This window comes from Geodermatophilus nigrescens (assembly GCF_900129495.1).
In the GTDB taxonomy this organism is placed as follows: Bacteria; Actinomycetota; Actinomycetes; order Mycobacteriales; family Geodermatophilaceae; genus Geodermatophilus; species Geodermatophilus nigrescens.
Window position 1 is genome coordinate 458,610 of sequence record NZ_FQVX01000003.1, and the last position, 24,646, is coordinate 483,255.

A 24,646-nucleotide genomic window follows, 5' to 3' on the forward strand; every position below is an offset into this window, starting at 1 on the left:
CCGTGAGCCCGGAGCCCGCGGCGGCCGTCCCGCCCGGCGTCCCCGGACCGCACACCCCGCCCGACGCCGTCCACTGCACCATCGACGGCTTCGACGTCGCCGTGCCCAAGGGGACGCTCATCATCCGGGCGGCCGAGATGGTCGGCATCCAGATCCCGCGGTTCTGCGACCACCCGCTGCTCGACCCCGTCGGCGCCTGCCGGCAGTGCCTGGTGGAGGTGGAGGGCCAGCGCAAGCCGGTGGCCTCCTGCACCATGCCGGTCACCGACGGCATGGCGGTGAAGACGCAGCTGACCAGCGCGGTCGCCGACAAGGCGCAGCAGGGCACGATGGAGCTGCTGCTGATCAACCACCCGCTGGACTGCCCGGTCTGCGACAAGGGCGGCGAGTGCCCGCTGCAGAACCAGGCGATGAGCAACGGCCGCGGCGAGACCCGGTTCGTCGACGTCAAGCGGACCTACCCCAAGCCGCTGCCGATCAGCACCGAGATCCTGCTCGACCGCGAGCGCTGCGTGCTGTGCGCCCGCTGCACCCGGTTCTCCCAGCAGGTGGCCGGTGACCCGTTCATCGAGCTGTTCGAGCGGGGCGCGCTGGAGCAGGTCGCCGTCGACCAGGACGAGCCGTTCTCCTCCTACTTCTCGGGCAACACCACGCAGATCTGCCCGGTCGGCGCGCTCACCAGCGCGCAGTACCGGTTCCGCTCGCGGCCGTTCGACCTGCGCAGCGAGCCGTCGGTCTGCGAGCACTGCTCGTCGGGCTGCTCGATGCGCACCGACTACCGGCGCGGCAAGGTCATGCGCCGGCTGGCCGGCGAGGACCCGGCGGTCAACGAGGAGTGGACCTGCGACAAGGGCCGCTTCGCGTACCGCTACGCCACCAGCAACGACCGGCTGACCACCCCGCTGGTCCGCCGCGACGGCGTCCTGGAGCCGGCGTCCTGGCCGGAGGCCTGGGCCGCCGCGGCCGAGGGGCTGCGCGCGGCCCGCGCGGCCGGCGGCGTCGGCGTGCTGCCCGGTGGCCGGCTGACGGTCGAGGACGCCTACGCCTACGCGAAGTTCGCCCGCGTGGTGCTGGGCACCCACGACGTCGACGCCCGCGCCCGCGCGCACTCGCCCGAGGAGCAGGCGTTCCTGGCCGCGCACGTGGCGGGCACCGGCCCCGGCCGGGACGCGGTCACCTACGACGACCTTGCGGCCGCACCGGCCGTGCTCCTGGCCGGCTTCGAGCCGGAGGAGGAGTCGCCCATCGTCTTCCTGCGCCTGCGCAAGGCCGTGCGGACGGGGTCGCTCACCGTCTACGACCTCGCGCCGTTCGCCACCCGCGCGGCGCAGAAGCTCCAGGCCACCGTGCTGGTCACCCGACCCGGCGACGAGGCCCGCGCGCTCGGCGCGCTGGCCGAGGGCAGCTGGGGCGGCCCGGCGGTCGAGGCGCTGCGGCAGCCCGGCACGGTGGTCCTGGCCGGCGAGCGCCTGGCCGAGGTGCCCGGCGCGTTCACCGCGCTGGCCGCCCTCGCCCGCGCCACCGGCGCCCGGCTGGCCTGGGTGCCGCGGCGGGCCGGCGAGCGCGGCGCGGTGGAGGCCGGCGCGCTGCCGGGCCTGCTGCCCGGCGGCCGCCCGGTCGCCGACCCGGTGGCCGCGGCCGAGGTCGCCGCGCTGTGGGGCGTCGACCCGGCCGACCTGCCGGCCACGCCGGGCCGCGACACCACCGGGATCCTCACCGCCGCCCGCGACGGCCGGCTCGCCGGCCTGCTCGTCGGCGGCGTCGACCCCGCCGACCTGCCCGACCCGGCGCTGGCCGAGGCCGCGCTGGCCGCCGCGGGCTTCGTCGTCAGCCTCGAGCAGCGGCTCTCCGCCGTCACCGAGCACGCCGACGTCGTCCTGCCGGTGGCCGCCGCGCCCGAGAAGGCCGGCAGCTACCTCGACTGGGAGGGCCGGGTGCGGTCCTTCGACGCCACGCTGCACGGCACCGGCCAGCTGCCCGACGGCCGGGTGCTGCACGGCCTGGCCGACCTCATGGACGCCGACCTGCGGCTGCCCACGCCCGAGGCGGCCCGCGCGGAGCTCGCCGCCCTGGGCGACACCGGCGCCCGCGCCGACGGCGCCGGTCTCGACGTCGCCCCCGCAGTGGCGCCCGAGCCCGCCGACGGCGAGGCGCTGCTGGCCTCGTGGCGGCAGCTGCTCGACGCCGGCACCCTACAGCGCGACGAGCCCGAGCTCGCCGGCACCGCCCGGCCGCCGGTGGCCCGCATCGGCGCGGAGGCGGCCGCCCGGCTCGGCCTGGCCGACGGCGACCCGCTCACCGTCACCGGCGCGACCGGCTCGGTGACGCTGCCGGTGCTGGTCACCGAGATGCCCGACGGCATCGTGTGGCTGCCCATGCGCTCACCCGGCAGCGAGGTCCGCGCCGGCCTCGGCACCGCCCCCGGCGGCCTGGTCCGCCTCGGCACCGGAGGGGCGGCCTGATGCTGCTCGCCGCACCCGACCAGCCGACGCTCGAGGACTTCGGGTCGGACGTCTGGTGGATCGTGCTCATCAAGATCGTCGGCGTCTTCGTCGTGCTCGTGCTGATGACGCTGTTCGCGATCGTCTTCGAGCGCAAGGTCGTCTCGCGGATGCAGCAGCGGGTCGGCCCCAACCGGGTCGGGCCGCGCGGGTCGCTGCAGAGCCTCGCCGACGGGCTGAAGCTCGCCTTCAAGGAAGACATCATGCCGGCGCTCGCCGACAAGCCGGTGTACTTCCTGGCCCCGGTGATCGCCGCCGTCCCGGCGTTCCTGGCCTTCTCGGTCATCCCGCTCGGGCCGACGGTGAGCATCTTCGGCGAGCGCACGCCGCTGCAGCTCACCGACGCCCCCATCGGCGTGCTCGTCGTGCTCGCCTGCTCGGCGATGGGCGTCTACGGCATCGTGCTCGCCGGCTGGGCGTCGGGCTCCACCTACCCGCTGCTCGGCGGCCTGCGCAGCGCCGCGCAGATGGTCAGCTACGAGATCGCGATGGGGCTGTCGATCGTCGCGGTGTTCCTCTACGCCGGCACGATGTCGACGTCGGAGATCGTGGCGGCGCAGGCCGACGGCACGCAGCTGTCCTTCTTCGGCTTCGAGTTCACCGGCCCCGGCTGGTACGCCGTGCTGCTGCCGGTCAGCTTCGTCATCTACGCCATCGCCGTCGTCGGCGAGACCAACCGGGCGCCCTTCGACCTCCCCGAGGCCGAGTCCGAGCTGGTCGGCGGGTTCCACACCGAGTACTCGTCCCTGAAGTTCGCGCTGTTCTTCCTCGCCGAGTACATCAACATGGTCACCGTCTCGGCCCTGGCCGCGACGCTGTTCCTCGGCGGCTGGCGGGCCCCGTGGCCGCTGTCGATCTGGGACGGCGCCAACTCCGGCTGGTGGCCGATGCTGTGGTTCTTCCTCAAGGTCTGCCTGGCGCTGTTCGTCTTCATCTGGCTGCGCGGCACGCTGCCCCGGCTCCGCTACGACCAGTTCATGCGCTTCGGGTGGAAGGTGCTCGTCCCGACGGCGCTGGTGTGGATCCTCGCCGTCGCCACGATGCGCACCGTCTCCCGCGAGGCCGACCTGTCCACCGGCGAGGTGGCCGTCTTCGTCGGCGTGCCGATCGCCCTGGTGGTGCTGCTCGGCCTGTCGATCGCCAGCCGGGCCAGCAACCGCGACACCCGGCTCATGGCCGAGGAGGCCGCGGCCGGCGGGGTGCACGCCGTCGACCCCGAGCCCGACGTGCTGCCGCCGGCCGGGCCGCGCACCCGCCCGGCGCAGCGCACCGGGCCCGCCCGCGCCGAGGGCGGGTTCCCGGTCCCGCCGATGGACCTCACCGTCCCGCCGTCGCCCCGGCTGCGGCGCGCCGAGCCCGTGGGCGCCCGCCGGTCCGAGGGCGGGGTCGTCGGCACCGGCCGCCGAGCCGGCGGCACCGCGGGCGCCACCGCCACCAGCCCACAGGAGGACAGCGATGACTGAGCCCACCCCCGCGGGGGCCGGCGCGGCCGGGCGCACCGGCGGCGAGGTCGAGCGGGCCGGCCGCGACGGCGGCGCGGCGCCCGCCCGGCGCAGCCTGCTGCCCGCGCCCGGGCAGGGCTTCGGCGTCACCTTCGCCCAGATGTTCAGGAAGGTGACCACCGAGCAGTACCCCGAGGTCCCGAAGGTGACCAAGCCGCGCTACCACGGCCGGCACGTGCTCAACCGGCACCCCGACGGCCTGGAGAAGTGCGTCGGCTGCGAGCTGTGCGCCTGGGCGTGCCCGGCCGACGCCATCTACGTCGAGGGCGGGGACAACACCGAGGACGCCCGCTACTCGCCGGGGGAGCGGTACGGCGCCGTCTACCAGATCAACTACCTGCGCTGCATCTTCTGCGGGCTGTGCATCGAGGCCTGCCCCACCCGCTCGCTGACGATGAGCAACGACTTCGAGCTCGCCGACGACGACCGGCAGAGCCTCATCTACACCAAGGAGCAGCTCATGGCGCCGCTCCTGCCCGGCATGGAGGCCCCGCCGCACGCCATGCGCCTCGGCGACGACGAGAAGGCGTACTACGTGCGCGAGCCCGAGGCCGGGTCCGCCGCCGAGCCGGTCACGGCGGAGCGGGCATGAGCGTGCTCGCCGCGGCGGCGGACACCACCACGCAGCTGGGCACCGGCGAGGCCGTCGTCTTCTGGATCCTGGGGCCGGTCGCGCTGGCCGGAGCGCTGGGGATGGTGTTCAGCCGCAACGCCGTCCACTCGGCGCTGTGGCTGGTCAACACGATGCTGGCGCTCGGCGTCTTCTACGTCGTCCAGCAGGCGCCGTTCCTCGGCGCGGTGCAGATCATCGTCTACACCGGCGCGATCATGATCCTGTTCCTCTTCGTGCTCATGCTGGTCGGGCGCGACTCCTCCGACTCGGTGGTCGAGACGCTGCGCGGGCAGCGGGTCGCCGCCACCGTGCTCGGTGTCGGCTTCGCCGGGCTGGTCGGCGCGGGCATCGCGCGGGCCACCGAGGACATCCCCGCCGGCGGCCTGGCCGACGCCGGCGGCGTGGGCAACATCGAGGCGATCGCCGAGCTGCTGTTCACCCGCTACCTGCTGGCCTTCGAGGTGACCAGCGCCCTGCTGATCACCGCTGCGGTCGGCGCGATGGTGCTCGCCCACATCGAGCGGGAGCCCGGCACCCGGCAGACGCAGAAGGAGCTCTCGCGGGCCCGCTTCCTCGGCGACCGGCCGCAGACGCTGCCCGGGCCCGGCGTGTTCGCGCGGGCCAACTCCGTCGCCGTCGGCGCGCTGCTGCCCGACGGCCGCACGGCCGAGGACAGCCTGGCCACCGGCATCGAGGCGCAGGAGGCCGACCAGATGCCCCGCCCGACCGGCCGGGCCCAGCTCGGCAGCCCCGACGCCGCCCTCGGCAGCCCGGAGACCGAACGATGACCCTCACGCACTACCTGGTGCTGGCGGCGATCCTGTTCACCATCGGCGCGGTCGGCGTCCTGGTGCGCCGCAACGCGATCGTCGTGTTCATGTGCGTCGAGCTGATGCTCAACTCGGTCAACCTGACGCTGGTCACCTTCGCGCGGGCCACGGGCACCGTCGACGGCCAGATCATGGCGTTCTTCGTCATGGTCGTCGCCGCGGCGGAGGTCGTCGTCGGGCTCGCGATCATCATGTCGATCTACCGGACGCGCCGGTCGGCGTCGGTCGACGACGCCAACCTGCTGAAGTACTGACGGGAGCCGGCGCACCCATGGACACCGTCGCGGCCTCGGGGCTGCTGTCGTCCTCCTGGCTGGTCATCGCGCTGCCACTGCTCGGCGCCGCGGTGCTTCTGCTCGGCGGGCGGCGCACCGACCGCTGGGGCCACCTGCTGGGGACGGCGACCGTCGTCGCCGCGTTCGTCCTCGCGCTGCTGTGCACGGTGCAGCTGGCCGGGCTCGACGAGCGCGTCGTCGACGTCGACCTGTTCACCTTCGTCTCCGCCGGGTCGCTCGACGTCGAGGCCGGCCTGCTGGTCGACCCGCTGTCGGCGACCTTCATGCTGCTGATCACCGGCGTGGGCGCGCTCATCCACGTCTACTCGATCGGCTACATGGCGCACGACCCGCGGCGCCGCCGGTTCTTCGCCTACCTGAACCTGTTCGTCGCGGCGATGCTGCTGCTCGTCCTCGGCGACAACTACGTGGCGCTCTACGTCGGCTGGGAGGGCGTGGGCCTCGCGTCCTACCTGCTCATCGCCTTCTGGCACGACCGCCCGGCCGCGGCCACCGCCGCGAAGAAGGCGTTCGTGATGAACCGGGTCGGCGACGTCGGCCTGGCGATCGCGATCTTCGTGATGTTCGCCCAGCTCGGGACGGTCTCCTACGAGGGCGTCTTCGGCGGGGTGGGCGCCCTGGCCGGCGGCACGCTGACGGCGCTCGGCCTGCTCCTGCTGCTCGGCGCGTGCGGCAAGTCCGGCCAGGTCCCGCTGCAGGCGTGGCTGCCCGACGCCATGGAGGGCCCGACGCCGGTGTCGGCGCTCATCCACGCCGCCACCATGGTCACCGCCGGCGTCTACCTCATCGCCCGGTCCGCGCCGATCTACGACCTCACGCCCACCGCCCGGGCCGTCGTCCTCGCCGTCGGCGCGGTCACGCTGCTCTACGGCGCGATCGTGGGCTGCGCGTACGACGACATCAAAAAGGTGCTCGCGTACTCCACGGTCAGCCAGATCGGCTACATGTTCCTGGCCGTCGGGCTCGGCCCCGTCGGCTACGCGGCGGCCATCGCGCACCTGCTCACCCACGGCTTCTTCAAGGCCGGGCTGTTCCTCGGCGCCGGGTCGGTCATGCACGCGATGGGCGACCAGGTGGACATGCGCCGCTTCGGCGGGCTGGCGCGCAAGCTGCCGGTCACCTTCGTGACGTTCGGCCTGGGCTACCTGGCGCTGATCGGCTTCCCGTTCCTGTCCGGCTACTGGACCAAGGACGCGATCATCGAGGCGGCGCTGGACCGCGGCGACTGGGCGGGCTGGCTGCTCGGCGGGGTCGCCGTCCTCGGCGCCGGGCTCACCGCGTTCTACATGACCCGGCTGATGATCATGACGTTCCTCGGCCGGCCGCGGTGGACCGAGGGGCAGCACCCGCACGAGTCGCCGTCGGTGATGACCGCGCCGATGGTGCTGCTGGCGATCGGGTCGGTGGCCGCGGGCTTCCTGCTCGTCGTCGTCGCGCCGCTGGGCGACTGGCTCGAGCCGGTGTTCGGCGTCCCCGAGGAGGCCGAGCACGTCGTCGCGCCGGCCGTCGTCGGCGTCGTCGTCACCGCGGTGATGGCGCTCGGGGTGCTCGCGGCCTGGCTGTTCGTCGGCCGCCGCGAGGTGCCCGAGGTGGCGCCGGTCCGCGTCTCGCCGGTCACCCGCGCGGCCCGGCGGTCGCTGTACGCCGACGCGGTGAACGAGGCGGTGTTCATGCGCCCGGGCCAGTGGCTGACCCGCGCGCTGGTGTGGGTGGACAACCGCGGGGTCGACGGCGCGGTGAACGGCCTGGCCGCCACGCTCGGCGGGTCGTCGTCGCGGCTGGGCCGGGCGCAGACCGGCTTCGTGCGCTCCTACGCGCTCGGGATGCTCGGCGGCGCGGTGGTCGTGGCCGGGGCGCTGCTGGCGGTGACGGCGGGATGAGCGGGCGCAGGTCCACGGCCCTGGAGGGGGAGACGGCGTGAGCGACTCGCTGCTGCTCGTGGCGATGGTGGTGGTGCCCGCGGTGGGCGCCGCCGTCGTCGCCGGGCTGCCGAAGCACCGGACGGCGACCGCCCGGCAGCTCGCGCTGGGCGTCAGCCTGGTGGTGCTGGTCCTGGCGGTGCTCGCGACCGTCGCGTTCGACCCCGACGGCGACCGGTTCCAGCTCACCACCTCGGTGCCCTGGATCCCCGGCTTCGGCGTCGACTTCGCCCTCGGCGTCGACGGCATCGCGCTGGTGATGCTGCTGCTGGTCGGCGTCCTCGTGCCGGTCGTCGTGCTCGCCTCGTGGGAGGACACCGCGCCGCCCAACCGGTCGATGCGCACCTTCTTCGCCTGGCTGCTGCTGCTCGAGGCGTGCATGGTCGGCGTCTTCGCCGCCACCGACGTCTTCCTCTTCTACGTCTTCTTCGAGGCGATGCTCGTCCCGATGTACTTCATCGTGGGCAGCTTCGGCGGCCCGCGCCGGCAGTACGCGGCGGTGAAGTTCTTCCTCTACAGCCTGGTCGGCGGGCTGGTCATGCTCGCCGCGGTCATCGGCCTGTACGTGGTGAGCGAGGCGGCGGGGGAGGGCACCTTCGCCTTCGAGTCGCTGCGCCAGCTCGACATCGACCCCGGCGTGCAGCGGCTGCTGTTCCTCGGCTTCTTCGTCGCCTTCGCGATCAAGGCGCCGCTGGTGCCGCTGCACACCTGGCTCCCCGACGCCGGTGCCGAGGCCCCGGTCGGCGGCGCGGTGCTGCTGGTCGGCGTGCTCGACAAGGTCGGCACCTTCGGCTTCCTGCGCTACTGCCTGCCGCTGTTCCCGGAGGCGTCGCGGGAGTTCGCCCCGCTGGTGCTCGTGCTCGCCGTCGCCGGCGTCCTCTACGCGGCGCTGCTCGCGATGGGGCAGACGGACATGAAGCGGCTGGTCAGCTACACCTCGATCGCCCACTTCGGGTTCATCGCGCTCGGCGTCTTCGCCTTCACCACCGAGGCCGGCACCGGCGCGGTGCTCTACATGGTCAACCACGGCATCGCCACGGGCCTGCTGTTCCTCGTGGTCGGGATGCTCATCGCCCGCGGCGGCTCGCGGCTGGTCGGCGACTACGGCGGCGTCGCCTCGCGGGCGCCGAAGCTGGCCGGCGTCTTCCTGGTCGCCGGTCTCGCCTCGCTGGCCCTGCCGGGCACCAACAGCTTCGTCAGCGAGTTCCTGGTGCTCATCGGCTCGTTCCCGACCCGGCCGGTGTTCACCGTGCTGGCCACCGTCGGCATCATCCTGGCCGCGCTCTACGTGCTGCTGCTCTACCAACGGACGATGCACGGCCCGCCGCGCGGCGTGCTGTTCCCGGCCGGTGACGCCGCCGACGACGCCGCGGACGGCGCCGCGGGCGGAGCCGCCCCGCACGGCGCGACGGCGCCCCCGGCCGGTGCCGGGCACGGCGCGACGGCGGCCCCGGCCGGTGGCGGCCACGGCGCCCACGGCGCGACGGCGACCCTGACCGCGCCCGCCCCGGCCCGGTCCGGCGGGGCCTCGCGGATGTACGACCTCACCCGCCGCGAGACGCTCGTCGTCGCCCCGCTGGTGGCGCTGGTCCTCGTCCTCGGCGTCTACCCGCAGCCGCTGATCCGGCTGATCGAGCCCGCCGTCGCCGCGACGATGAGCGACGTCGGCGCCGGGTCCGCACCGTCCGAGGGGACCGACTGATGCCCATCGAGGCACCCGACCTGTCCTTCGCCGCGCTGGCGCCGCTGCTGTTCGTCCTGGGCGCGGCCTGCGTCGGCGTGCTGGTGGAGGCGTTCGGCCCGCGCGAGAGCCGCCATCCCGTGCAGGTCGGCGTCGCGCTGGTCGGCACGCTCGGCGGGCTGGTCACCACGCTGCTGCTGGCCGGCACCCAGGAGGTGACCGCCGGCGGCGCGCTCGCCGTCGACGGCGCCGGGCTGTTCCTGCAGGCGACCATCGCCGCGTTGGGCGCGCTGTCGGTGCTGCTGTTCGCCGAGCGCAACCTCGACCCCGCGCGGTCGGCGTTCGTCGTGTCGGCGGCGGTGCCGGCGGGCAGCGCCCGCGACCGGGAGCTGTTGACCGTCCAGCGCGTGCAGACCGAGGTCTACCCGCTGGCCACCTTCGCCGTCGGCGGCATGATGCTGTTCGTCACGGCGAACGACCTGCTGGTCATGTTCGTCGCGCTGGAGGTGCTCAGCCTGCCGCTGTACCTGATCAGCGGCCTGGCCCGCCGGCGGCGGCTGCTGTCGCAGGAGGCGGCGGTCAAGTACTTCCTGCTCGGCGCCTTCGCGTCGGCGTTCTTCCTCTACGGCCTGGCGCTGGTCTACGGCGCCACCGGCAGCGTGCGGCTGTCGGCCGTGCGCGACGCCGTGGGCGCGGGGCAGAGCGACACCCTGCTGGTCCTCGGGCTGGCGCTGCTGGTCGTGGGCCTGCTGTTCAAGGCCAGCGTGGCGCCCTTCCACACCTGGACGCCGGACGTCTACCAGGGCGCCCCCACCCCGGTCACCGCGTTCATGGCCGCCTGCACCAAGGTCGCGGCCTTCGGGGCGATCCTGCGCCTGCTCTACGTCGCCTTCGGCACCGAGGAGTGGACGTGGCGGCCGCTGGTCTACGGCGTCGCGATCGTGTCGATGGTGGTGGGCGCGGTGCTCGGCCTCACCCAGACCGACCTCAAGCGGATGCTCGCCTACTCGTCGGTGGCGCACGCCGGGTTCCTGCTCGTCGGCGTCGTGGGCTTCCCGGCCACCGGCGACCCGGCCGGGTCCGGGCTGCCGGCGGTGCTGTTCTACCTGCTGGCCTACGGGACGACGACGCTCGGTGCGTTCGCCGTCCTCACCCTGGTCCGCAGCGGCGACGGCGAGGCCACCCACCTGTCGCAGTGGGCGGGGCTGGCGCAGCGCTCGCCGCTGACCGCCGCCGTCATGAGCCTGTTCCTGCTGGCGCTGGCCGGGATCCCGCTGACCAGCGGCTTCACCGGCAAGTTCGCGGTGTTCCGGGCGGCGATCGAGGACGGGGCCTGGCCGCTGGCCCTGGTGGCGCTGCTGGCGAGCGCGATCGCGGCGTTCTTCTACCTGCGGGTCATCGTGCTCATGTACTTCTCCGAGCCCGCGGCCGACGGCCCGACGGTCGGCGTGCCCGGCATGCCCACGACGATCGTGCTCGCGGTGACCGCCGCGGCCACGCTGGTCCTGGGCGTCGTCCCCGGGGCGGTGCTCGGACTGGCCGATCGGGCGGCTATCTTCGTCGGTTGATGACCGGACCCCGTGCCGCCGTCGACGGGATCGCCCCGGCCGAGGTCTGGCACCGCATCGCGACCCCCGCCTCCACGATGGGCCCCTGGCTCCCGTCGGGGGCCCTCGGCGAGTCCCTCGCCGAGGGCCTGTCCCGCGTGGAGGCCGCCCTGGCCACCGCGGTCGCCAGCGAGCACCCCTTCGTCTCCGAGGCCGCCGGGCACTTGATGGCCGCCGGCGGCAAGCGGTTCCGGCCGATGCTGGCGCTGCTCGCCGCGCACCTCGGCGACGCGCGGGCGCCCGAGGTGGTGCAGGCCGCCGTCGTCTGCGAGCTCACCCACCTCGCGACGCTGTACCACGACGACGTGATGGACGAGGCCGACGTGCGCCGCGGGGCGCAGAGCGCCAACAGCCGCTGGACCAACAGCGTGGCCATCCTCACCGGGGACCTGCTCTTCGCCCGCGCGTCGGACATCCTCGCCGACCTCGGCCCCGAGGCGGTGCGGATCCAGGCGCGCACCTTCGAGCGGCTGGTCACCGGTCAGATCCGGGAGACCGTCGGCGCCCGGCCCGGCGAGGACCGGGTGGCGCACTACCTCGAGGTGCTGGCCGACAAGACCGGCTCGCTCGTGGCCACCTCCGCGCGCTTCGGCGCGAGCTTCGCCGGCGTCGAGCCCGGGCTGGTCGAGGCGCTGACCCGTTTCGGCGAGGAGGTCGGCGTCGCCTTCCAGCTCTCCGACGACCTGCTCGACATCGTCACCGACGGCACCTCGGGCAAGTCGCCGGGCACCGACCTGCGCGAGGGCATCGCCACGCTGCCGGCGCTCATCGCGCTGGCCGGCGACGACCCGGCCGACGCGCGGCTGCGCGAGCTGGTCTCCCGCCCGCTGTCCGACGACGGCGAGCACGCCGAGGGGCTGGCGCTGCTGCGCTCGTCCGCGGCCCTGGAGCGGGCCGGCGGGGTGCTGCGCGAGTACGCCGACCGGGCGCAGGCGTCGCTGGCGGGCGTGCCGGCCGGCGAGGTCCGCGACGCGCTCGCGGCCATGTGCGACTACGTGGTCACCCGCACCAGCTGAGCGCGGACGGCGTCGTCCGCCGTTCCCGGGGATGCTCGGCGGGGTGAGGTCTCCCCGCGCCGCGCTGCTGGCCGCCGTCCTCGTGCTCGCCGGTTGCTCCGCCGGCGACACCGGAGGGACGGGTGACCTGCCCGGCGGGCAGGAGGACAAGGGGGCCACCGACGTCCCCGACGCCGGGGCTCCCAGCCCGGCGGCGCTCCCCGCGCTGCAGGTGGAGACCGTCCTCGACGGCCTCGACCACCCCTGGGACGTCGCCCGGGCGCCCGACGGCACGCTGCTGGTCGACGAGCGCGGCGGCGGCCTCACCGCCGTCCTGCCCGACGGCACCGCCCGCGGGCTCGACGCCGACTTCTCCGACCTCTTCGCCGACGGCGAGACCGGGCTGATGGGCCTGGTGCTCAGCCCCGCCTTCGCCGACGACCGGCGCTTCTACACCTGCCAGGGCGTCGAGGAGGACGGCGGCGCGGAGATCCAGGTGGTCGCCTGGACCGTCGACGACGGCTGGACCCGCGCGACCCGCGTCGCCGACCCTCTCGTCGGCGACATCCCGGTCAACGAGTCCTCGGGCCGGCACGGCGGCTGCCGGGTGCGCTTCGACCCGACCGGCGCGCTGCTGGTCGGCACCGGCGACAACGCCGTCGGCGGCAACCCGCAGGACCTCGGCACGCTGGCCGGCAAGGTGCTGCGGGTCGACCCGGCCACCGGCGGGCCGGCCGCGGGCAACCCCTTCGCCGACGACGCCGACCCAGAGACCCGGCTGGTGCTCAGCTACGGGCACCGCAACGTGCAGGGCATCGCCGTCCAGCCGGGCACCGGCGCCGTCTACACCGCCGAGCAGGGCTCCGACCGTGACGACGAGGTCAACCTCTCGGTGCCCGGCGGCAACTACGGCTGGGACCCCGACGGTGCCGGCGGCGGGTACGACGAGAGCGTGCCCATGACCGACCCGGGCATCCCGGGCGCGCTCGCCGCCGTCTGGTCCTCCGGTGACCCGACGATCGCCACCAGCGGCGCGGAGTTCCTCAGCGGCCCGCAGTGGGGCGGCTACGACGGCGTGCTGGTCGTCGGCGTGCAGAAGGACACCGGCGTGCTGGCGCTGCGGGTCGACGACGGCCGGCTGGTCGAGCAGTTCCGGGTGCCCGAGCTCGAGGACACCTACGGGCGCGTGCGCACCCCCGTGCTCGGCGGCGACGGCGCGCTCTACCTGACGACCGACAACGGCGAGGGCGACGACCGCCTCCTCCGCGTCACACCCGCGTAGCGGTCGCCGCGCCGAGTGGGCCCCGGAGGGGTCCGCGCAGGCGCGGCGGGTCCGGCTCATCGGAGGTCGGGGACGGCACCTGGCCGCGGTGTCGGCCGGTAGGCCGACGGTGTGATCGGTCCGCGCAGGCGCGGCGGCTCCGGCTCAGCGCGGCCGGGGGACGGCACCTGGCCGCGGTGTCGGCCGGTAGGCCGACGGTGTCATGGCATCACGCCCGCCGGCTGAGGACGCGGTCGGGCACCGGCGTCCCCTCGGGGAGCAGCGGGCAGGGCTCGGGCTCGCCGACGACGGTGCGCAGCGGCAGCACGCCGGCCCACACGGGCAGCGCCAGGTCGGCCTCGTCGTCGCCGGGCGGGCCGGTGCGCACCTTGACGCTGGCCTCGGTCAGGTCCAGCGCGAGCACCGCCGTCGCGGCGGCCTCCTTCCGCGACGGCTGCCGGGTGGCCGACCACGACCCCGGCGCCAGGTGCTCGGTGAGCACGGCGAAGGCGCGCAGCCGCTCGTCGGGGTCGGTGACCGGCCGGGCGGCCCCGTGCACGACGGCGCAGCGGTAGTTCATCGAGTGGTGCATGGCCGAGCGCGCGTACACGATCCCGTCGAGGTGGGTGACCGTGAAGCACACCGGCGCCCCGCCCGCGGCCGCCCGCAGCGTCGCCGCGCCGGTGGACCCGTGCAGGTACAGGGTGTCGGCGTCGCGCCCGTAGCCGGTCGGCAGCACGACCGGAGCGCCGCCCAGCACGATCCCGAGGTGCCCGACGAGGCCCGCGTCGAGGACCGCGTACAGGTCGGCCCGGTCGGTGCGGGCGCGGTCGGAGAGCCGCCGGAGGGTGCTGCGCGGCGTCGGGGACAGGGGCGTCGAGGTGGTCACCGTCCCAGCCTCCGCGGAGGAGTGGCCTGCCGTAAGGGCCAGTAGCCTGCCGTTCGACCAGGCCACTTCCCGGACGGAGCCGCGTGTGGACATGCCCCCGCTGGTCCTCGACCGCGCCACCGGCCGCCCGCTGGCCGTGCAGCTCGCCGACGCGCTGCGCACCGCGGCCGCCGGCGGCGTGCTGCGCCCGGGCGACCGGCTGCCCTCCACCCGCGAGCTCGCCGCGGCCCTGCGGGTGAGCCGCACGGTCACCGCCGCCGCCTACGACCAGCTCGTCGCCGAGGGCTGGGCCGAGGGCCGCCGCGGCGCCGGCACCTACGTCGTCGGGCTGGCCCCCGCGGGCACCGCGGCGGCCCGGCGGGGGACGCCGCGGGCGGCGCCGGAGCGACCGGCCGTCGACCTGCGCGCCGGCTCGCCGTGCCTGGAGGTCCTCGACCCGGCCGCCTGGCGGCGGGCCTGGCGCGCCGCCGGCGACCGCCCGCCCGACCCCGGCCCCGAGCCAGGCGCCGACCCGGCGTTCCAGGCCGCCGTCGCCGAGCACCTGCTGCGCCACCGCGGCCTGCCGGCCGCGCCGGAGGAGGTCCTCGCCACCGGCGGGACGTCGGCGGCGGTGGCGGAGGTGGCCCGCCTGCTGCCGCCCGGCGCGCGGGTCGGCGTGGAGGACCCCGGCTACCTGCGGGCCGTGGGCGCGCTGCGGGCCGCCGGGGTCGAGGTGGTGCCCCTCCCGGTCGATGGCGACGGGCTGGTCGTCGACGCCGTCCCGCCCGGGCTGGCCGCCGTCTACTGCACCCCGGCGCACCAGTGGCCGCTGGGCCGGCGGCTGTCGGCCGCCCGCCGCGTCGCGCTGGTCGCGCGGGCGCGCGCCGAGGGCTGGTGGGTGCTGGAGGACGACTACGACGGAGAGCTGCGCTACGACGTCGCCCCGCTGCCCCTGCTGGCCGCCCTCGCACCCGACGTCGTCGTGCACCTCGGCACCAGCAGCAAGGTCCTCAGCCCCACCCTCGGCGTCGGGTGGCTCGTGGCCCCGCCGGAGGTGCGCACCGCCGTCGCCGCCGCCCGGACCGCCACCGGCACCCGCCCCGGCCGGGCCGGCCAGCGGGTGCTCGCCGCGCTCGCCACCTCCGGGGACCTCGCCCGGCACCTGCGGCGGCTACGGCGCGAGCTCGCCCACCGGCGCGCGCTGGTGGTGGACGCGCTGGCCGGCGCGGGGGTGCCGGTGACCGGCGACCCGGCCGGCGCGCACGTGCTCGTGCCGCTGCCCGACCGCGCGGCCGAGGAGGCGGTGGTCGCCGCGGCCGCCGCCCGCGGGCTCGCCGTCGACGGGCTGGCCCGGCACCTCGCCGGACCGGGTCCGCACGACCCGCCCGCCGGCCTGGTCCTGGGCTTCGCCGCGCCGGCGCGGGCGGAGCTCCGGCGGGCGCTGCCCGTGCTGGCCGGGGTCCTGGCAGAACGCGGCCGGCCCGCCTCCCCGGGGGGAGACGGGCCGGCCGTGGCCTCCCTGTAGGGGCCCGCCGCGAGCGTGCGAGCGGTGGGGGAGCAGGGAGGTCCTTCGTCAGGCCGAGACGGTCCAGGTGTCGCTGCCCGCGAGCAGCGTGTCCAGGTCGCCGGCGCCCTCGGTGCGGGCGTCGGCGAGCTGGTCGGCCATCATCCGGTCGTAGGTGGGCTTGCGCACCGACCGGAAGACGCCCATCGGGGTGTACCGCAGGTCCTGGCTGGACAGCCGCGACAGCGCGAACGCGTACGACGGGTCCTCGCGGGTGGCGTCGTGGACGACGATCTCGCCCGCGTCGACCTGGTTGGTCTCGGCGATCCGCAGGCCGCCGGACTCGTCGCGGACCACGCACGAGGCGCCGTCCGGGCCGAACACCAGCGGCTGCCCGTGCACCAGCGGGATGGTCCACATCGGGCCGGTCGAGGAGTCCTTCAGCAGGTCGAACGCGCCGTCGTTGAAGATGTTGCAGTTCTGGTAGATCTCCACCAGGGCGGTGCCCTCGTGCTCGGCCGCCTGCCGCAGCACCTCGGTGAGGCCCTTGCGGTCGGAGTCCATCGCGCGGCCCACGAACGTGGCGTCGGCGCCGATGGCCAGCGACACCGGGTTGAACGGGTGGTCCAGCGAGCCCATCGGGGTGGACTTGGTGACCTTGCCGACCTCGCTGGTGGGCGAGTACTGGCCCTTGGTGAGCCCGTAGATCCGGTTGTTGAACAGCAGGATCGTCATGTTCACGTTGCGGCGCAGCGCGTGGATCAGGTGGTTGCCGCCGATCGACAGCGCGTCGCCGTCGCCGGTCACGACCCACACCGACAGGTCCGGCCGGGAGGCGGCCAGGCCGGTGGCGATGGCCGGCGCGCGGCCGTGGATCGAGTGCATCCCGTAGGTGTTCATGTAGTACGGGAAGCGCGAGGAGCAGCCGATGCCCGACACGATGACCATGTCCTCGCGGGCGATGCCCAGTGAGGGCAGGAAGCTCTGGACCGCGTTGAGGATGACGTAGTCACCGCACCCGGGGCACCAGCGCACCTCCTGGTCGGTCTTCATGTCCTTGGCCTTGAGGGCGGTCTGCTTCTCGCCCTGGGTGGCCACGGAGTCGGCGATCGCCTGCTGGATGCGCGCGTCGATCGGGCTGCCCGGCATGCCGAGCTCGTGGACGTGCGGGGAGGTGGTCACTTCTGGCCTCCGGGGGTGGAGTCGATGACGTCCTGGACCACGGCGGCGAGCTCGGCGGCCCGGAAGGGCAGCCCGCGCACCTGGGTGTGGCTCTGGACGTCGACGAGGTACTTGGCGCGCAGCAGCAGCGAGAGCTGCCCGAGGTTCATCTCGGGGCACACGACCCGGTCGTAGCGGCGCAGGACGTCGCCGAGGTCGGCCGGGAACGGGCTGATGTGGCGCAGGTGGATCTGGGCGACCTTCCGGCCCGACCGTCGGATCCGGCGGACCGCCGCCCCGATGGGCCCGTAGGTGGAGCCCCAGCCGATGACGGCCACGCGGGCGTCCCCGTCCGGGTCGTCGACGTCGGTCGGCGGGATGTCGGCGGCGATCCCGTCGACCTTGGCCTGCCGCAGCCGGGTCATCAGGTCGTGGTTGGCCGGGTCGTAGGAGATGTTGCCGCTCTTGTCGGCCTTCTCCAGCCCGCCGATGCGGTGCTGCATGCCCGCGGTGCCCGGGATGGCCCACGGGCGGGACAGCGTCTCGGGGTCGCGCAGGTAGGGGAGGAACTCCGGCGTCCCGTCGGCGGCGGCGCCGTTGGGCTCGGTGGCGAAGTCGACCCGCAGGTCGGGCAGCTCGTCGGCGGCGGGGATCGCCCACGGCTCGGCGCCGTTGGCCAGGTAGCCGTCGGACAGCAGCATGACCGGCGTCCGGTACTTGAGCGCGATCCGGGACGCCTCCAGCGCCGCGTCGAAGCAGTCGCCGGGGGAGCGGGGGGCGATCACCGGCAGCGGCGCCTCGCCGTTGCGGCCGAACATCGCCTGCAGCAGGTCCGACTGCTCGGTCTTGGTGGGCAGGCCGGTGGACGGGCCGCCGCGCTGCACGTCGACGATCACCAGCGGCAGCTCGGTCATCACGGCCAGGCCGATCGTCTCGGACTTCAGCGAGACACCGGGGCCCGACGTCGTCGTGATGCCCAGCGCACCGCCGAACGAGGCGCCGAGCGCCGCGCCGATGCCGGCGATCTCGTCCTCGGCCTGGAAGGTGCGCACGCCGAAGGACTTGTGCCGGGACAGCTCGTGGAGGATGTCCGACGCCGGGGTGATCGGGTAGGCGCCGAGGAACACCGGCAGGCCCGACCGCTGCCCGGCGGCGACCAGCCCGAGGGCCAGCGCCTGGTTGCCGGAGATGTTGCGGTAGCGGCCCGGCGCCATGGGGGCCGGCTTGATCTCGTAGGAGACCGCGAAGGCCTCCGTCGTCTCGCCGTAGTTGTAGCCGGCGCGGAAGGCCGCGATGTTCGCCGCGGCGATCTCGGGCTTGCGGCGGAACTGCCGCTCGAGGAAGCGCACGGTGCCCTCGGTGGGCCGGTGGTACATCCAGCTCAGCAGGCCGAGGGTGAACATGTTCTTGCTGCGCTCGGCCTCCTTCTTGCCCAGGCCGGAGTCCTTGAGCGCCTCGAGCGTCATGCTCGTCAGCGGCACCGCGACGACCTGCCAGCCGTCGAGCGAGCCGTCCTCGAGGGGGTTGGTGGCGTAGCCGACCTTGGCCAGGTTGCGCGGGGTGAACTCGTCGCTGTCGGCGATCACGAGGCCGCCGCCGGGGAGGTCGGCGAGGTTGGCGCGCAGCGCGGCCGGGTTCATCGCCACCAGGACGTCGGGGGCGTCACCCGGCGTCATGATGTCGTGGTCGGCGAAGTGCAGCTGGAAGGAGCTGACACCCGGCAGGGTCCCCGTGGGGGCGCGGATCTCGGCGGGGAAGTTGGGCAGCGTCGACAGGTCGTTGCCGAAGGACGCGGTCTCGCTGGTGAAGCGGTTACCGGTCAGCTGCATGCCGTCGCCCGAGTCGCCGGCCAGCCGGATGACGACGCGGTCGAGCTCGACGACGCTCTTCACGAGCCCACCGGGGGCCGAGCTGCCGGGCGTGGTGGACGGGTCCAGAGCAGTCATCAGGCGTGTTACCTCCAGCAGGCGAGGTTACGTGGCGGTGACGCGGCCGGTCCCGTGAGGCGGATCACGGAGCGTGGTCGACGCGCCCAGCGGGGGTGCGGGTCTCTCCCAGCGCAACCCGGCCCGGGCGGCCGCCATTCCGGACGCCGCCGTCCGTGAGCCACCTCGCAGGGGGGAGCGGGGAACGGCGGTCCCGGTCGTTCCGTTCACGAGGGGTGCGGCGCTGGGACAACGGGGTGCGGACGGCCCTCCTGCTGGGCCTGATGGCCGGTCTCGTCCTCGCCGCCGGGGCGCTGGTCGGCGGCCGCACCGGGCTGCTCGTGGCGCTCGTCGTCGCCCTCGGGGTGAACGGCTGGGCCTGGTACCGCTCGGACCGGCTCGCGCTGCGCGCCATGCGGGCCTTCCCGGTCACCGAGACCCAGGCGCCCGGGCTCTACGCGGTGGTCCGCGAGCTGGCCACCCAGGCGCGCCAGCCGATGCCCCGGCTCTACGTGAGCCCCACCGACCAGCCCAACGCCTTCGCCACCGGCCGCACCCCGCGCCGCGCGGCGCTGTGCTGCACGCAGGGGATCCTCGAGCTGCTCGACCGGCGACAGCTGCGCGCCGTTCTCGCCCACGAGCTCTCCCACGTGCACAACCGCGACGTGCTGCTCGGCTCGGTCGCCGGCGCGCTGGCCGCCGTCGTCACCTACCTGGCGCACCTCGCCACGTTCAGCGCGCTGCTCGGCGGCCGCAGCGACGAGCGCGACGGCGACGGGCTGCTCGGCGCCCTCCTGCTGGTGCTCCTCGGCCCGATGGCCGCGGGCATGGTGCGGATGGCGGTCAGCCGCGGCCGCGAGTACGAGGCCGACGCCGACGGCGCCCGGTTGTGCGGCGACCCGCAGGCGCTGGCCGACGCGCTGCGCCGGATCGCCGCGGAGGCGGCGGCCCGGCCGCTCCCGCCCGAGCGGCAGCTGGTCGCGCAGAGCCACCTGATGATCGCCCCGCCCTGCCGCCGCGGCGGCCTCGCGGCCCTGTTCGCGACCCACCCGCCGATGGGGGAGCGGATCGCCCGGCTCGAGCAGATGGCCCGCGAGGGCCGCTGAGCCGGCCGGGCGTCAGGGCCGCGCGCCCGGGCGCAGGACCAGCACCCAGCGCAGCCCGACGAAGCGCGCCAGGCCCACGGCGCCGCTGACGGCGACCACCGCGGCGATGGACACCAGCGGCCCGGCGGAGTCGGTCCAGACCTCGACGGCGGCCAGCGTGAGGCTGGAGACGGCCAGCCCGACCGCGGCGATGCCCCCGCCGGCCCACTGCGCCGTCGCCCAGCCCACCCGGTCCCCGGCGCGGAAGGTCAGCCGCCGGTGCAGCTCGTTGGCCAGCGCCGTGGACGCCAGCACCGCCACGACGTTGGCCGCCTGGTCGCCGAAGCGGCCGAACAGCAGGAACAGCGCGGCGTAGACGAGGTTGGCCGACCCGCCGACCAGGACGAAGCGCACGAACTGGACGGTCGGGCGGTCGCCGGGCGCGGTCGGCCGGCGCGTCCCGGCCGCGTCCGCGCGCACCGGCGCGGGCGGGGCGTCGAGCACGGTCGCGGGCACGGGTCCACGCTCCCGCGCGGGCGCCGTCCGGCACATCCGGGAGGACCCTGGTCACCCCCTGATCCGTGCCGGACGGCGGACCCTCAGCGGTAGTTGTCGAACTGCAGGGCGACGTCGAGGTCCTTGCCGCGCAGCAGCTGCTGCACGGCCTGCAGGTCGTCGCGCTTCTTGCCGCTGACCCGCAGCTGGTCGCCCTGGATCTGCGCCTGCACGCCCTTCGGGCCCTCGTCGCGGATGATCTTGGCGATCTTCTTCGCGGTGTCGGACTCGATGCCCTGCTTGATGCGCGCCGAGAGCTTGTAGGCCTTGCCCGACGCCGCGGGCTCGCCGGCGTCGAGCGCCTTGAGCGAGATGCCCCGCTTGATCAGCTTGTCCTTGAAGACGTCGAGCGCGGCGGTCACCCGCTCCTCGGTGTCGGCCTCCAGGAGGACGCCGTCCTCACCGGCCCAGGCGATGCGCGCGTTGGTGCCGCGGAAGTCGAAGCGCTGGGAGAGCTCCTTGCCCGCCTGGTTGAGCGCGTTGTCGATCTCCTGGCGGTCGACCTTGCTGACGACGTCGAACGACGAGTCGGCCATGTCTGCTCCTCCCTCCCGCGCGGGGGTGGCCCGGGCGGGACCCGTCGGGCCGGCGTCGGCCCGTCTTGTACTCTTCTCCCGTGGCACCACGGCGGGTTGCCCGAGTGGCCAATGGGAGCGGACTGTAAATCCGTCGGCTTAGCCTACGAAGGTTCGAATCCTTCACCCGCCACACCCACGCGCAGCGGCCCCCGACCAGCAGGTCGGGGGCCGCTGTCGTGTCCGGGACCGGTGCTCGGATCGGCAGGCTCAGAGAGCCGGTGCCCGGGCGCCCGCGACGGCCGCGACCTCCAGCGGCCGGCCGCCGAGGAAGAGCCAGCCGAAGGCGATCTGCACCGAGCGGCCGCAGCGGACGGTGACCTCCGTGCCGTCGGTCTCGGCCGACCAGGAGTCGAGGGCCGTCCCACCGTCGGCGAGGTGGTCGGCGACGGCCGCCCGGGCCGTCTCGGTGGTCAGCGGCAGCGCCTCGCCGACGCCGGCGGCGTAGACGCGGCCCTCGTCGGCGCGGTTGGCCGCGGCCAGCGCCGCGCCGTCGCAGACCGCCTGGACGTCGCGATGCTCGAGGAAGGCGTCCGACGCCGCGATCGCGCCGAGGGCCATGACCGCCGCCACGAGCCAGCAGACCAGGACGAAGGGCAGCGCCGAGCCCCGCTCGACATCGAGCTCGTCGGGGTCCGTCCTCGCCGGCACGGCGCGGAGCGTAGGGCCGTCCAGCCTCCCGCAGGCTGCCCGTCCCCAGGGCCGTCCGTCCCACGCGACACACCGTTCACCCGTTTCGGTGACGCTCCGATGATCAATCCGGACCGTCAGTGACGACATAACGGGCCGTCACCCGTCCGTGATCCTCCGTGCTTGCCTCGCCAGGGTGAGGGCATGAGTGTCTCGGGCGCGGTCCGTACACGAACGACGCTCTGCCCCCGCGCCTGGGTGACAGCCGCACGTCTGAGAGCTGTCCTTCATGCCTGAGGAGGCGTCATGAGCACGCAGCGTGGATCCAAGTGGAGCCGTGGGTCGAAGTGGAGCCGCGGGTCGAAGTGGAGCCGTGGTTCGAAGTGGAGCCGCTGACCCAGCGGTAGACCTCGGGGTGGCCGGTCCGGCGATGGGCCGGCTGCCCCCTTCGGGTTGGTGGAGATCCCGGGAACGCCCGTCCCGCTGTTAGCCTCTGCGCGCAATTCTCCCCTCCCCAGAATCCCGGGTGACGTTGGCCAGTCCCGAGCCGCGCGCGCCGCTGCCACGGGCCGCCGCGCCACTCCATCCATGGGTCATCGCCATCGGCGGCTGCCTGCTGGCGCTGTTGGCTGCCGTCCTCGTGTTCCCGTCGGCGCCGACGCGCTTCGACCCGCTGCCGTTCCTCATCGTCACGGTGGCCTTCTTCCTCACCGAGACCGTCTCGTTGCACGTCGAGTTCCGGCGGCAGACCTGGTCCTGGTCGGTGAGCGAACTCGCCTTGACAGTCGCCCTGGTCGAGGTCGGCGGGTACTGGGCCGCCGCCGCGCGTGTCGTCGGCGTCGGGCTGAGCCTCGCCTTCCAGCGCTACCCCCCGCCCAAGGCCGTGTTCAACATGGCCGTGTCGGTCGTCGAGGTGGCCGTCGCGGTCGCCGTCCTCCGGGTGCTGCCCTTCACGGGCCTGACCGAGCCGGCGGGCTGGCTCGCGCTGCTCGTCGCCGTCCTGGTGGCCGACGTGATCGGCACGCTCCTCGTCATCTGCGCCATCCGGCTGAGCGGCGGTAACCCGAACCGTCAGCTGTGGCAGGAACTCCTCCTGCCGGTCGCCGTCGTCTCCCCGTTCGCGGTCTCCGTCGCGGTCGTCGCGATGCTCCTGATCCGGGTGACCGGGTGGGCGGCCGTGTTGATCCTGCCCGCCGCAGTGGCCGTCACCGTCCTCTTCCGCCGCTTCGCCTCCGTGGCTCGCGAGCGGCACACCCTGCAGAAGGTCTACGAGTTCGCCCGGCGGGTCGAGGAGCTCCCGTCGGACGAGGCCGGGACCCTCCATCTCGTCGACGCGGTCCGAGAGCTGCTCAACGCCGACCGCGTCGCCCTCTGGCTGCCGCCCTACCTCGACGAGGGGCCGCGCCTGGTCGTCGCCGCCGAGGACGGACGCGACTGGTACGACGGCCCCGGCGACCCCGACGACCTCATCCGCCGTCGGGCGACGGACCCGGTGAACGACGGGCCGGTCCTGGTGTCGATGAGCCGCGCCACCGAGGCCGAGGCGGCCGCGCTGCGCCGGCGCGGGGTCGAGGACCTCCTGGCCGCCTCCGTCGCCACCGCTGCGGGGGAGCCGGGCTACCTCGAGGTCTGCGACCGGCGCAGCGACGCGCTGTCGTACGCGGACGGCGACCGCTCCGCGTTGGACTCGATGCTCACCCACGTCAACGCGGCCATCCGGGCCCAGCAGCTGCTCACCCAGATCCGCTACGACGCCGACCACGACCGGCTCACCGGCCTGCCCAACCGCCAGCGCCTCGCCGTCGAGATCGACACGCTGCTCGCCGCCGACCCGGTCGGCGCCCGCGCGGGCCTGGTGCTGGCGAGCCTCGACAACCTCACCGAGATCGTCGACACCCTCGGCCACGCCGCCGCCGACGAGCTGCTCCTGGTCACCGCCGGCCTGCTCCGCGAGCACGCCCCGCCGGACGCCCTCGTGGCCCGCATGGAGGGCGAGCAGTTCGCCGTCCTCCTCCCGGGTCTGTCCCTGGACGCCGCCGAGCGGGCCGCCCGCCGGCTGCGCGAGGCCACCTCCACCCGCGCCCGCGTCGCCGGGCTGGACCTGGAGGTCACGCTGACCATCGGCGTGGCCGCCGCGCCGGTGCACGGCACCGACTCGGGGATGCTCATGCAGCGGGCCGACGTCGCGCTGCTCGCGGCCGCGGACGGTCCCGGCGTGGCCAGCTACCACCAGGTCCTCGACCAGCAGAGCCTGCGCCGCCTGCAGCTGGGCACCGAGCTCGAGCAGGCGATGGCCGACGGTCAGATCAGCGTCGTCTTCCAGCCGATCATCGACGCCCGGACCTCCGACATCGTCTCGGTGGAGACGCTGGTGCGCTGGGCGCACCCGCGCTTCGGCGCCATCCCGCCCGACGACTTCATCCACCTCGCCGAGCAGATCGGCCGGATCGGCGACCTCACCGACCACGTGCTGGACCTCGCCCTGGCCCGCTGCCGCCGGTGGCTCGACCAGGACATCGCCCTGTCGGTCGCGGTGAACCTCTCGGCGCGCTGCCTGTCCGAGCCCGACCTCGTCGAGCGCGTCCAGCGGGCGCTGCGGCTGCACGGCGTCCCCGGCGAGCTGCTCATCCTCGAGCTGACCGAGGGCAGCGTCGTGGACGACTCCGTGCGCTCGAGCACCGTCCTCGCCGAGCTGCACGCGCTGGGCCTGCGGCTGTCGATGGACGACTTCGGCACCGGCTACTCGTCATTGTCCCAGCTGCGGCAGCTGCCGATCGACGAGGTGAAGATCGACAAGTCCTTCGTGCTGGGGATGTCCACCAGCCAGGGGGAGTCGTTCATCGCCCGCTCGATCATCGAGCTGGCGCACAATCTGGGCCTGCGCGTGGTGGCCGAGGGCGTCGAGGACGAGCTCACCCGCAAGCTCCTCACCGAGATGGGCTGCGACAAGCTGCAGGGCTTCCTGGTCAGCCGGCCGCTACCCGACGAGCGGCTGGAGAGCTGGCTGCTGGCCCGCACCGGCGTGCGCTCGGCCGCGCCCGGCGCCCAGCACCGCCGGCTGTTCGTCCGCGCCTGAGGAGCCCGGCGACCCCTGCCGGGAGGGCCCGGAGGCGTCGTGTATGGTTCTCGACGGCTCCC

General features: G+C 74.6%; 19 protein-coding genes and 1 tRNA gene. 14 read left to right on the forward strand and 6 right to left on the reverse strand.

Annotated features, from left to right (window positions below; genetic code table 11):
- Positions 1-2: 2 nt before the first annotated feature.
- From BUE37_RS15860 to BUE37_RS15905, 10 genes are read left to right on the forward strand one after another with little or no spacing between them, the layout of a single operon-like run.
- On the forward strand, positions 3-2,462 hold the full coding sequence (locus tag BUE37_RS15860) for an NADH-quinone oxidoreductase subunit G (RefSeq protein WP_073421928.1): 2,460 nt from the start codon (positions 3-5) through the stop codon (positions 2,460-2,462).
- Positions 2,462-3,964: an NADH-quinone oxidoreductase subunit NuoH gene (gene nuoH / locus BUE37_RS15865; protein ID WP_083628762.1), complete on the forward strand. Its 1,503-nt coding sequence runs from the start codon at positions 2,462-2,464 to the stop codon at positions 3,962-3,964. Before BUE37_RS15860 ends, nuoH begins: the two co-directional genes overlap by 1 nt.
- The gene (gene nuoI / locus BUE37_RS15870) at positions 3,957-4,595 is read left to right on the forward strand and encodes an NADH-quinone oxidoreductase subunit NuoI (protein WP_073421289.1); all 639 of its coding nucleotides are present in this window, start codon (positions 3,957-3,959) and stop codon (positions 4,593-4,595) included. The genes nuoH and nuoI overlap by 8 nt, the downstream gene beginning before the upstream one ends.
- Positions 4,592-5,404, forward strand: coding sequence for an NADH-quinone oxidoreductase subunit J (locus BUE37_RS15875; protein ID WP_073421290.1), 813 nt, complete (start codon positions 4,592-4,594; stop codon positions 5,402-5,404). The genes nuoI and BUE37_RS15875 overlap by 4 nt, the downstream gene beginning before the upstream one ends.
- Positions 5,401-5,700, forward strand: a complete 300-nt coding sequence (gene nuoK / locus BUE37_RS15880; RefSeq protein WP_073421291.1) for an NADH-quinone oxidoreductase subunit NuoK — start codon at positions 5,401-5,403, stop codon at positions 5,698-5,700. Before BUE37_RS15875 ends, nuoK begins: the two co-directional genes overlap by 4 nt.
- A gap of 17 nt (positions 5,701-5,717) precedes the next feature.
- Complete coding sequence (nuoL, locus tag BUE37_RS15885) at positions 5,718-7,622, forward strand: NADH-quinone oxidoreductase subunit L (protein ID WP_175562905.1); 1,905 nt, start codon at positions 5,718-5,720, stop codon at positions 7,620-7,622.
- Positions 7,623-7,659: 37 nt separating this feature from the next.
- The gene (locus BUE37_RS15890) at positions 7,660-9,363 is read left to right on the forward strand and encodes an NADH-quinone oxidoreductase subunit M (RefSeq protein WP_073421292.1); all 1,704 of its coding nucleotides are present in this window, start codon (positions 7,660-7,662) and stop codon (positions 9,361-9,363) included.
- Complete coding sequence (gene nuoN, locus BUE37_RS15895) at positions 9,363-10,910, forward strand: NADH-quinone oxidoreductase subunit NuoN (RefSeq protein ID WP_073421293.1); 1,548 nt, start codon at positions 9,363-9,365, stop codon at positions 10,908-10,910. Before BUE37_RS15890 ends, nuoN begins: the two co-directional genes overlap by 1 nt.
- A complete protein-coding gene (locus BUE37_RS15900) occupies positions 10,910-11,965 on the forward strand; it encodes a polyprenyl synthetase family protein (RefSeq protein WP_073421294.1) in 1,056 nt (351 codons plus the stop codon). Before nuoN ends, BUE37_RS15900 begins: the two co-directional genes overlap by 1 nt.
- 43 nt (positions 11,966-12,008) lie before the next feature.
- Positions 12,009-13,226 (forward strand): PQQ-dependent sugar dehydrogenase, encoded by a 1,218-nt coding sequence (locus BUE37_RS15905; protein ID WP_073421931.1) that lies wholly within the window; start codon positions 12,009-12,011, stop codon positions 13,224-13,226.
- 208 nt (positions 13,227-13,434) lie between these two features.
- Here BUE37_RS15905 and BUE37_RS15910 read toward each other — a convergent pair whose 3' ends face one another.
- Positions 13,435-14,094, reverse strand: coding sequence for a pyridoxamine 5'-phosphate oxidase family protein (locus tag BUE37_RS15910; protein ID WP_073421295.1), 660 nt, complete (start codon positions 14,092-14,094; stop codon positions 13,435-13,437).
- Between the two features lie 91 nt (positions 14,095-14,185).
- Here BUE37_RS15910 and pdxR point away from each other — a divergent pair, with 91 nt between their 5' ends.
- Positions 14,186-15,598 (forward strand): MocR-like pyridoxine biosynthesis transcription factor PdxR, encoded by a 1,413-nt coding sequence (gene pdxR, locus BUE37_RS15915; RefSeq protein WP_073421932.1) that lies wholly within the window; start codon positions 14,186-14,188, stop codon positions 15,596-15,598.
- 48 nt (positions 15,599-15,646) lie between these two features.
- Here the strand turns inward: pdxR and BUE37_RS15920 are convergent, their stop codons facing one another.
- Positions 15,647-16,759: a 2-oxoacid:ferredoxin oxidoreductase subunit beta gene (locus BUE37_RS15920; protein WP_245794657.1), complete on the reverse strand. Its 1,113-nt coding sequence runs from the start codon at positions 16,757-16,759 to the stop codon at positions 15,647-15,649.
- Positions 16,756-18,684, reverse strand: coding sequence for a 2-oxoacid:acceptor oxidoreductase subunit alpha (locus BUE37_RS15925; protein ID WP_073421296.1), 1,929 nt, complete (start codon positions 18,682-18,684; stop codon positions 16,756-16,758). The genes BUE37_RS15920 and BUE37_RS15925 overlap by 4 nt, the downstream gene beginning before the upstream one ends.
- Before the next feature lie 236 nt (positions 18,685-18,920).
- On the opposite strand from BUE37_RS15925, the gene BUE37_RS15930 reads away from it, so the two are divergent.
- The gene (locus tag BUE37_RS15930; protein WP_245794659.1) at positions 18,921-19,769 is read left to right on the forward strand and encodes a M48 family metalloprotease; all 849 of its coding nucleotides are present in this window, start codon (positions 18,921-18,923) and stop codon (positions 19,767-19,769) included.
- Positions 19,770-19,781: 12 nt separating this feature from the next.
- Here BUE37_RS15930 and BUE37_RS15935 read toward each other — a convergent pair whose 3' ends face one another.
- Both BUE37_RS15935 and BUE37_RS15940 read right to left on the reverse strand, forming a co-directional pair.
- Positions 19,782-20,264 carry a GtrA family protein gene (locus BUE37_RS15935; protein WP_217651282.1) on the reverse strand — a complete coding sequence of 161 codons (483 nt, stop codon included), beginning with the start codon at positions 20,262-20,264 and terminating at the stop codon, positions 19,782-19,784.
- Between the two features lie 83 nt (positions 20,265-20,347).
- Complete coding sequence (locus tag BUE37_RS15940; protein ID WP_073421299.1) at positions 20,348-20,839, reverse strand: YajQ family cyclic di-GMP-binding protein; 492 nt, start codon at positions 20,837-20,839, stop codon at positions 20,348-20,350.
- 90 nt (positions 20,840-20,929) lie between these two features.
- On the opposite strand from BUE37_RS15940, the gene BUE37_RS15945 reads away from it, so the two are divergent.
- Positions 20,930-21,011: transfer RNA gene (locus BUE37_RS15945), tRNA-Tyr, on the forward strand.
- A 77-nt stretch (positions 21,012-21,088) separates the two neighbouring features.
- Here BUE37_RS15945 and BUE37_RS15950 read toward each other — a convergent pair.
- On the reverse strand, positions 21,089-21,529 hold the full coding sequence (locus BUE37_RS15950) for a pilus assembly protein TadG-related protein (RefSeq protein ID WP_073421300.1): 441 nt from the start codon (positions 21,527-21,529) through the stop codon (positions 21,089-21,091).
- A gap of 505 nt (positions 21,530-22,034) precedes the next feature.
- Here BUE37_RS15950 and BUE37_RS15955 point away from each other — a divergent pair.
- Positions 22,035-24,584 carry a putative bifunctional diguanylate cyclase/phosphodiesterase gene (locus BUE37_RS15955; RefSeq protein WP_245794661.1) on the forward strand — a complete coding sequence of 850 codons (2,550 nt, stop codon included), beginning with the start codon at positions 22,035-22,037 and terminating at the stop codon, positions 24,582-24,584.
- Positions 24,585-24,646: the final 62 nt, after the last annotated feature.

Excerpts from the sequence above, each read along its gene's own strand:
- BUE37_RS15900 (WP_073421294.1), top strand. The coding sequence starts at position 10,910 with ATGACCGGACCCCGTGCCGCCGTCGACGGGATCGCCCCGGCCGAGGTC.
- nuoI (WP_073421289.1), top strand. The coding sequence starts at position 3,957 with ATGACTGAGCCCACCCCCGCGGGGGCCGGCGCGGCCGGGCGCACCGGC.
- pdxR (WP_073421932.1), top strand. The coding sequence starts at position 14,186 with ATGCCCCCGCTGGTCCTCGACCGCGCCACCGGCCGCCCGCTGGCCGTG.
- BUE37_RS15925 (WP_073421296.1), bottom strand. The coding sequence starts at position 18,684 with ATGACTGCTCTGGACCCGTCCACCACGCCCGGCAGCTCGGCCCCCGGT.
- nuoL (WP_175562905.1), top strand. The coding sequence starts at position 5,718 with ATGGACACCGTCGCGGCCTCGGGGCTGCTGTCGTCCTCCTGGCTGGTC.
- BUE37_RS15875 (WP_073421290.1), top strand. The coding sequence starts at position 4,592 with ATGAGCGTGCTCGCCGCGGCGGCGGACACCACCACGCAGCTGGGCACC.
- nuoK (WP_073421291.1), top strand. The coding sequence starts at position 5,401 with ATGACCCTCACGCACTACCTGGTGCTGGCGGCGATCCTGTTCACCATC.
- nuoH (WP_083628762.1), top strand. The coding sequence starts at position 2,462 with ATGCTGCTCGCCGCACCCGACCAGCCGACGCTCGAGGACTTCGGGTCG.
- nuoN (WP_073421293.1), top strand. The coding sequence starts at position 9,363 with ATGCCCATCGAGGCACCCGACCTGTCCTTCGCCGCGCTGGCGCCGCTG.
- BUE37_RS15940 (WP_073421299.1), bottom strand. The coding sequence starts at position 20,839 with ATGGCCGACTCGTCGTTCGACGTCGTCAGCAAGGTCGACCGCCAGGAG.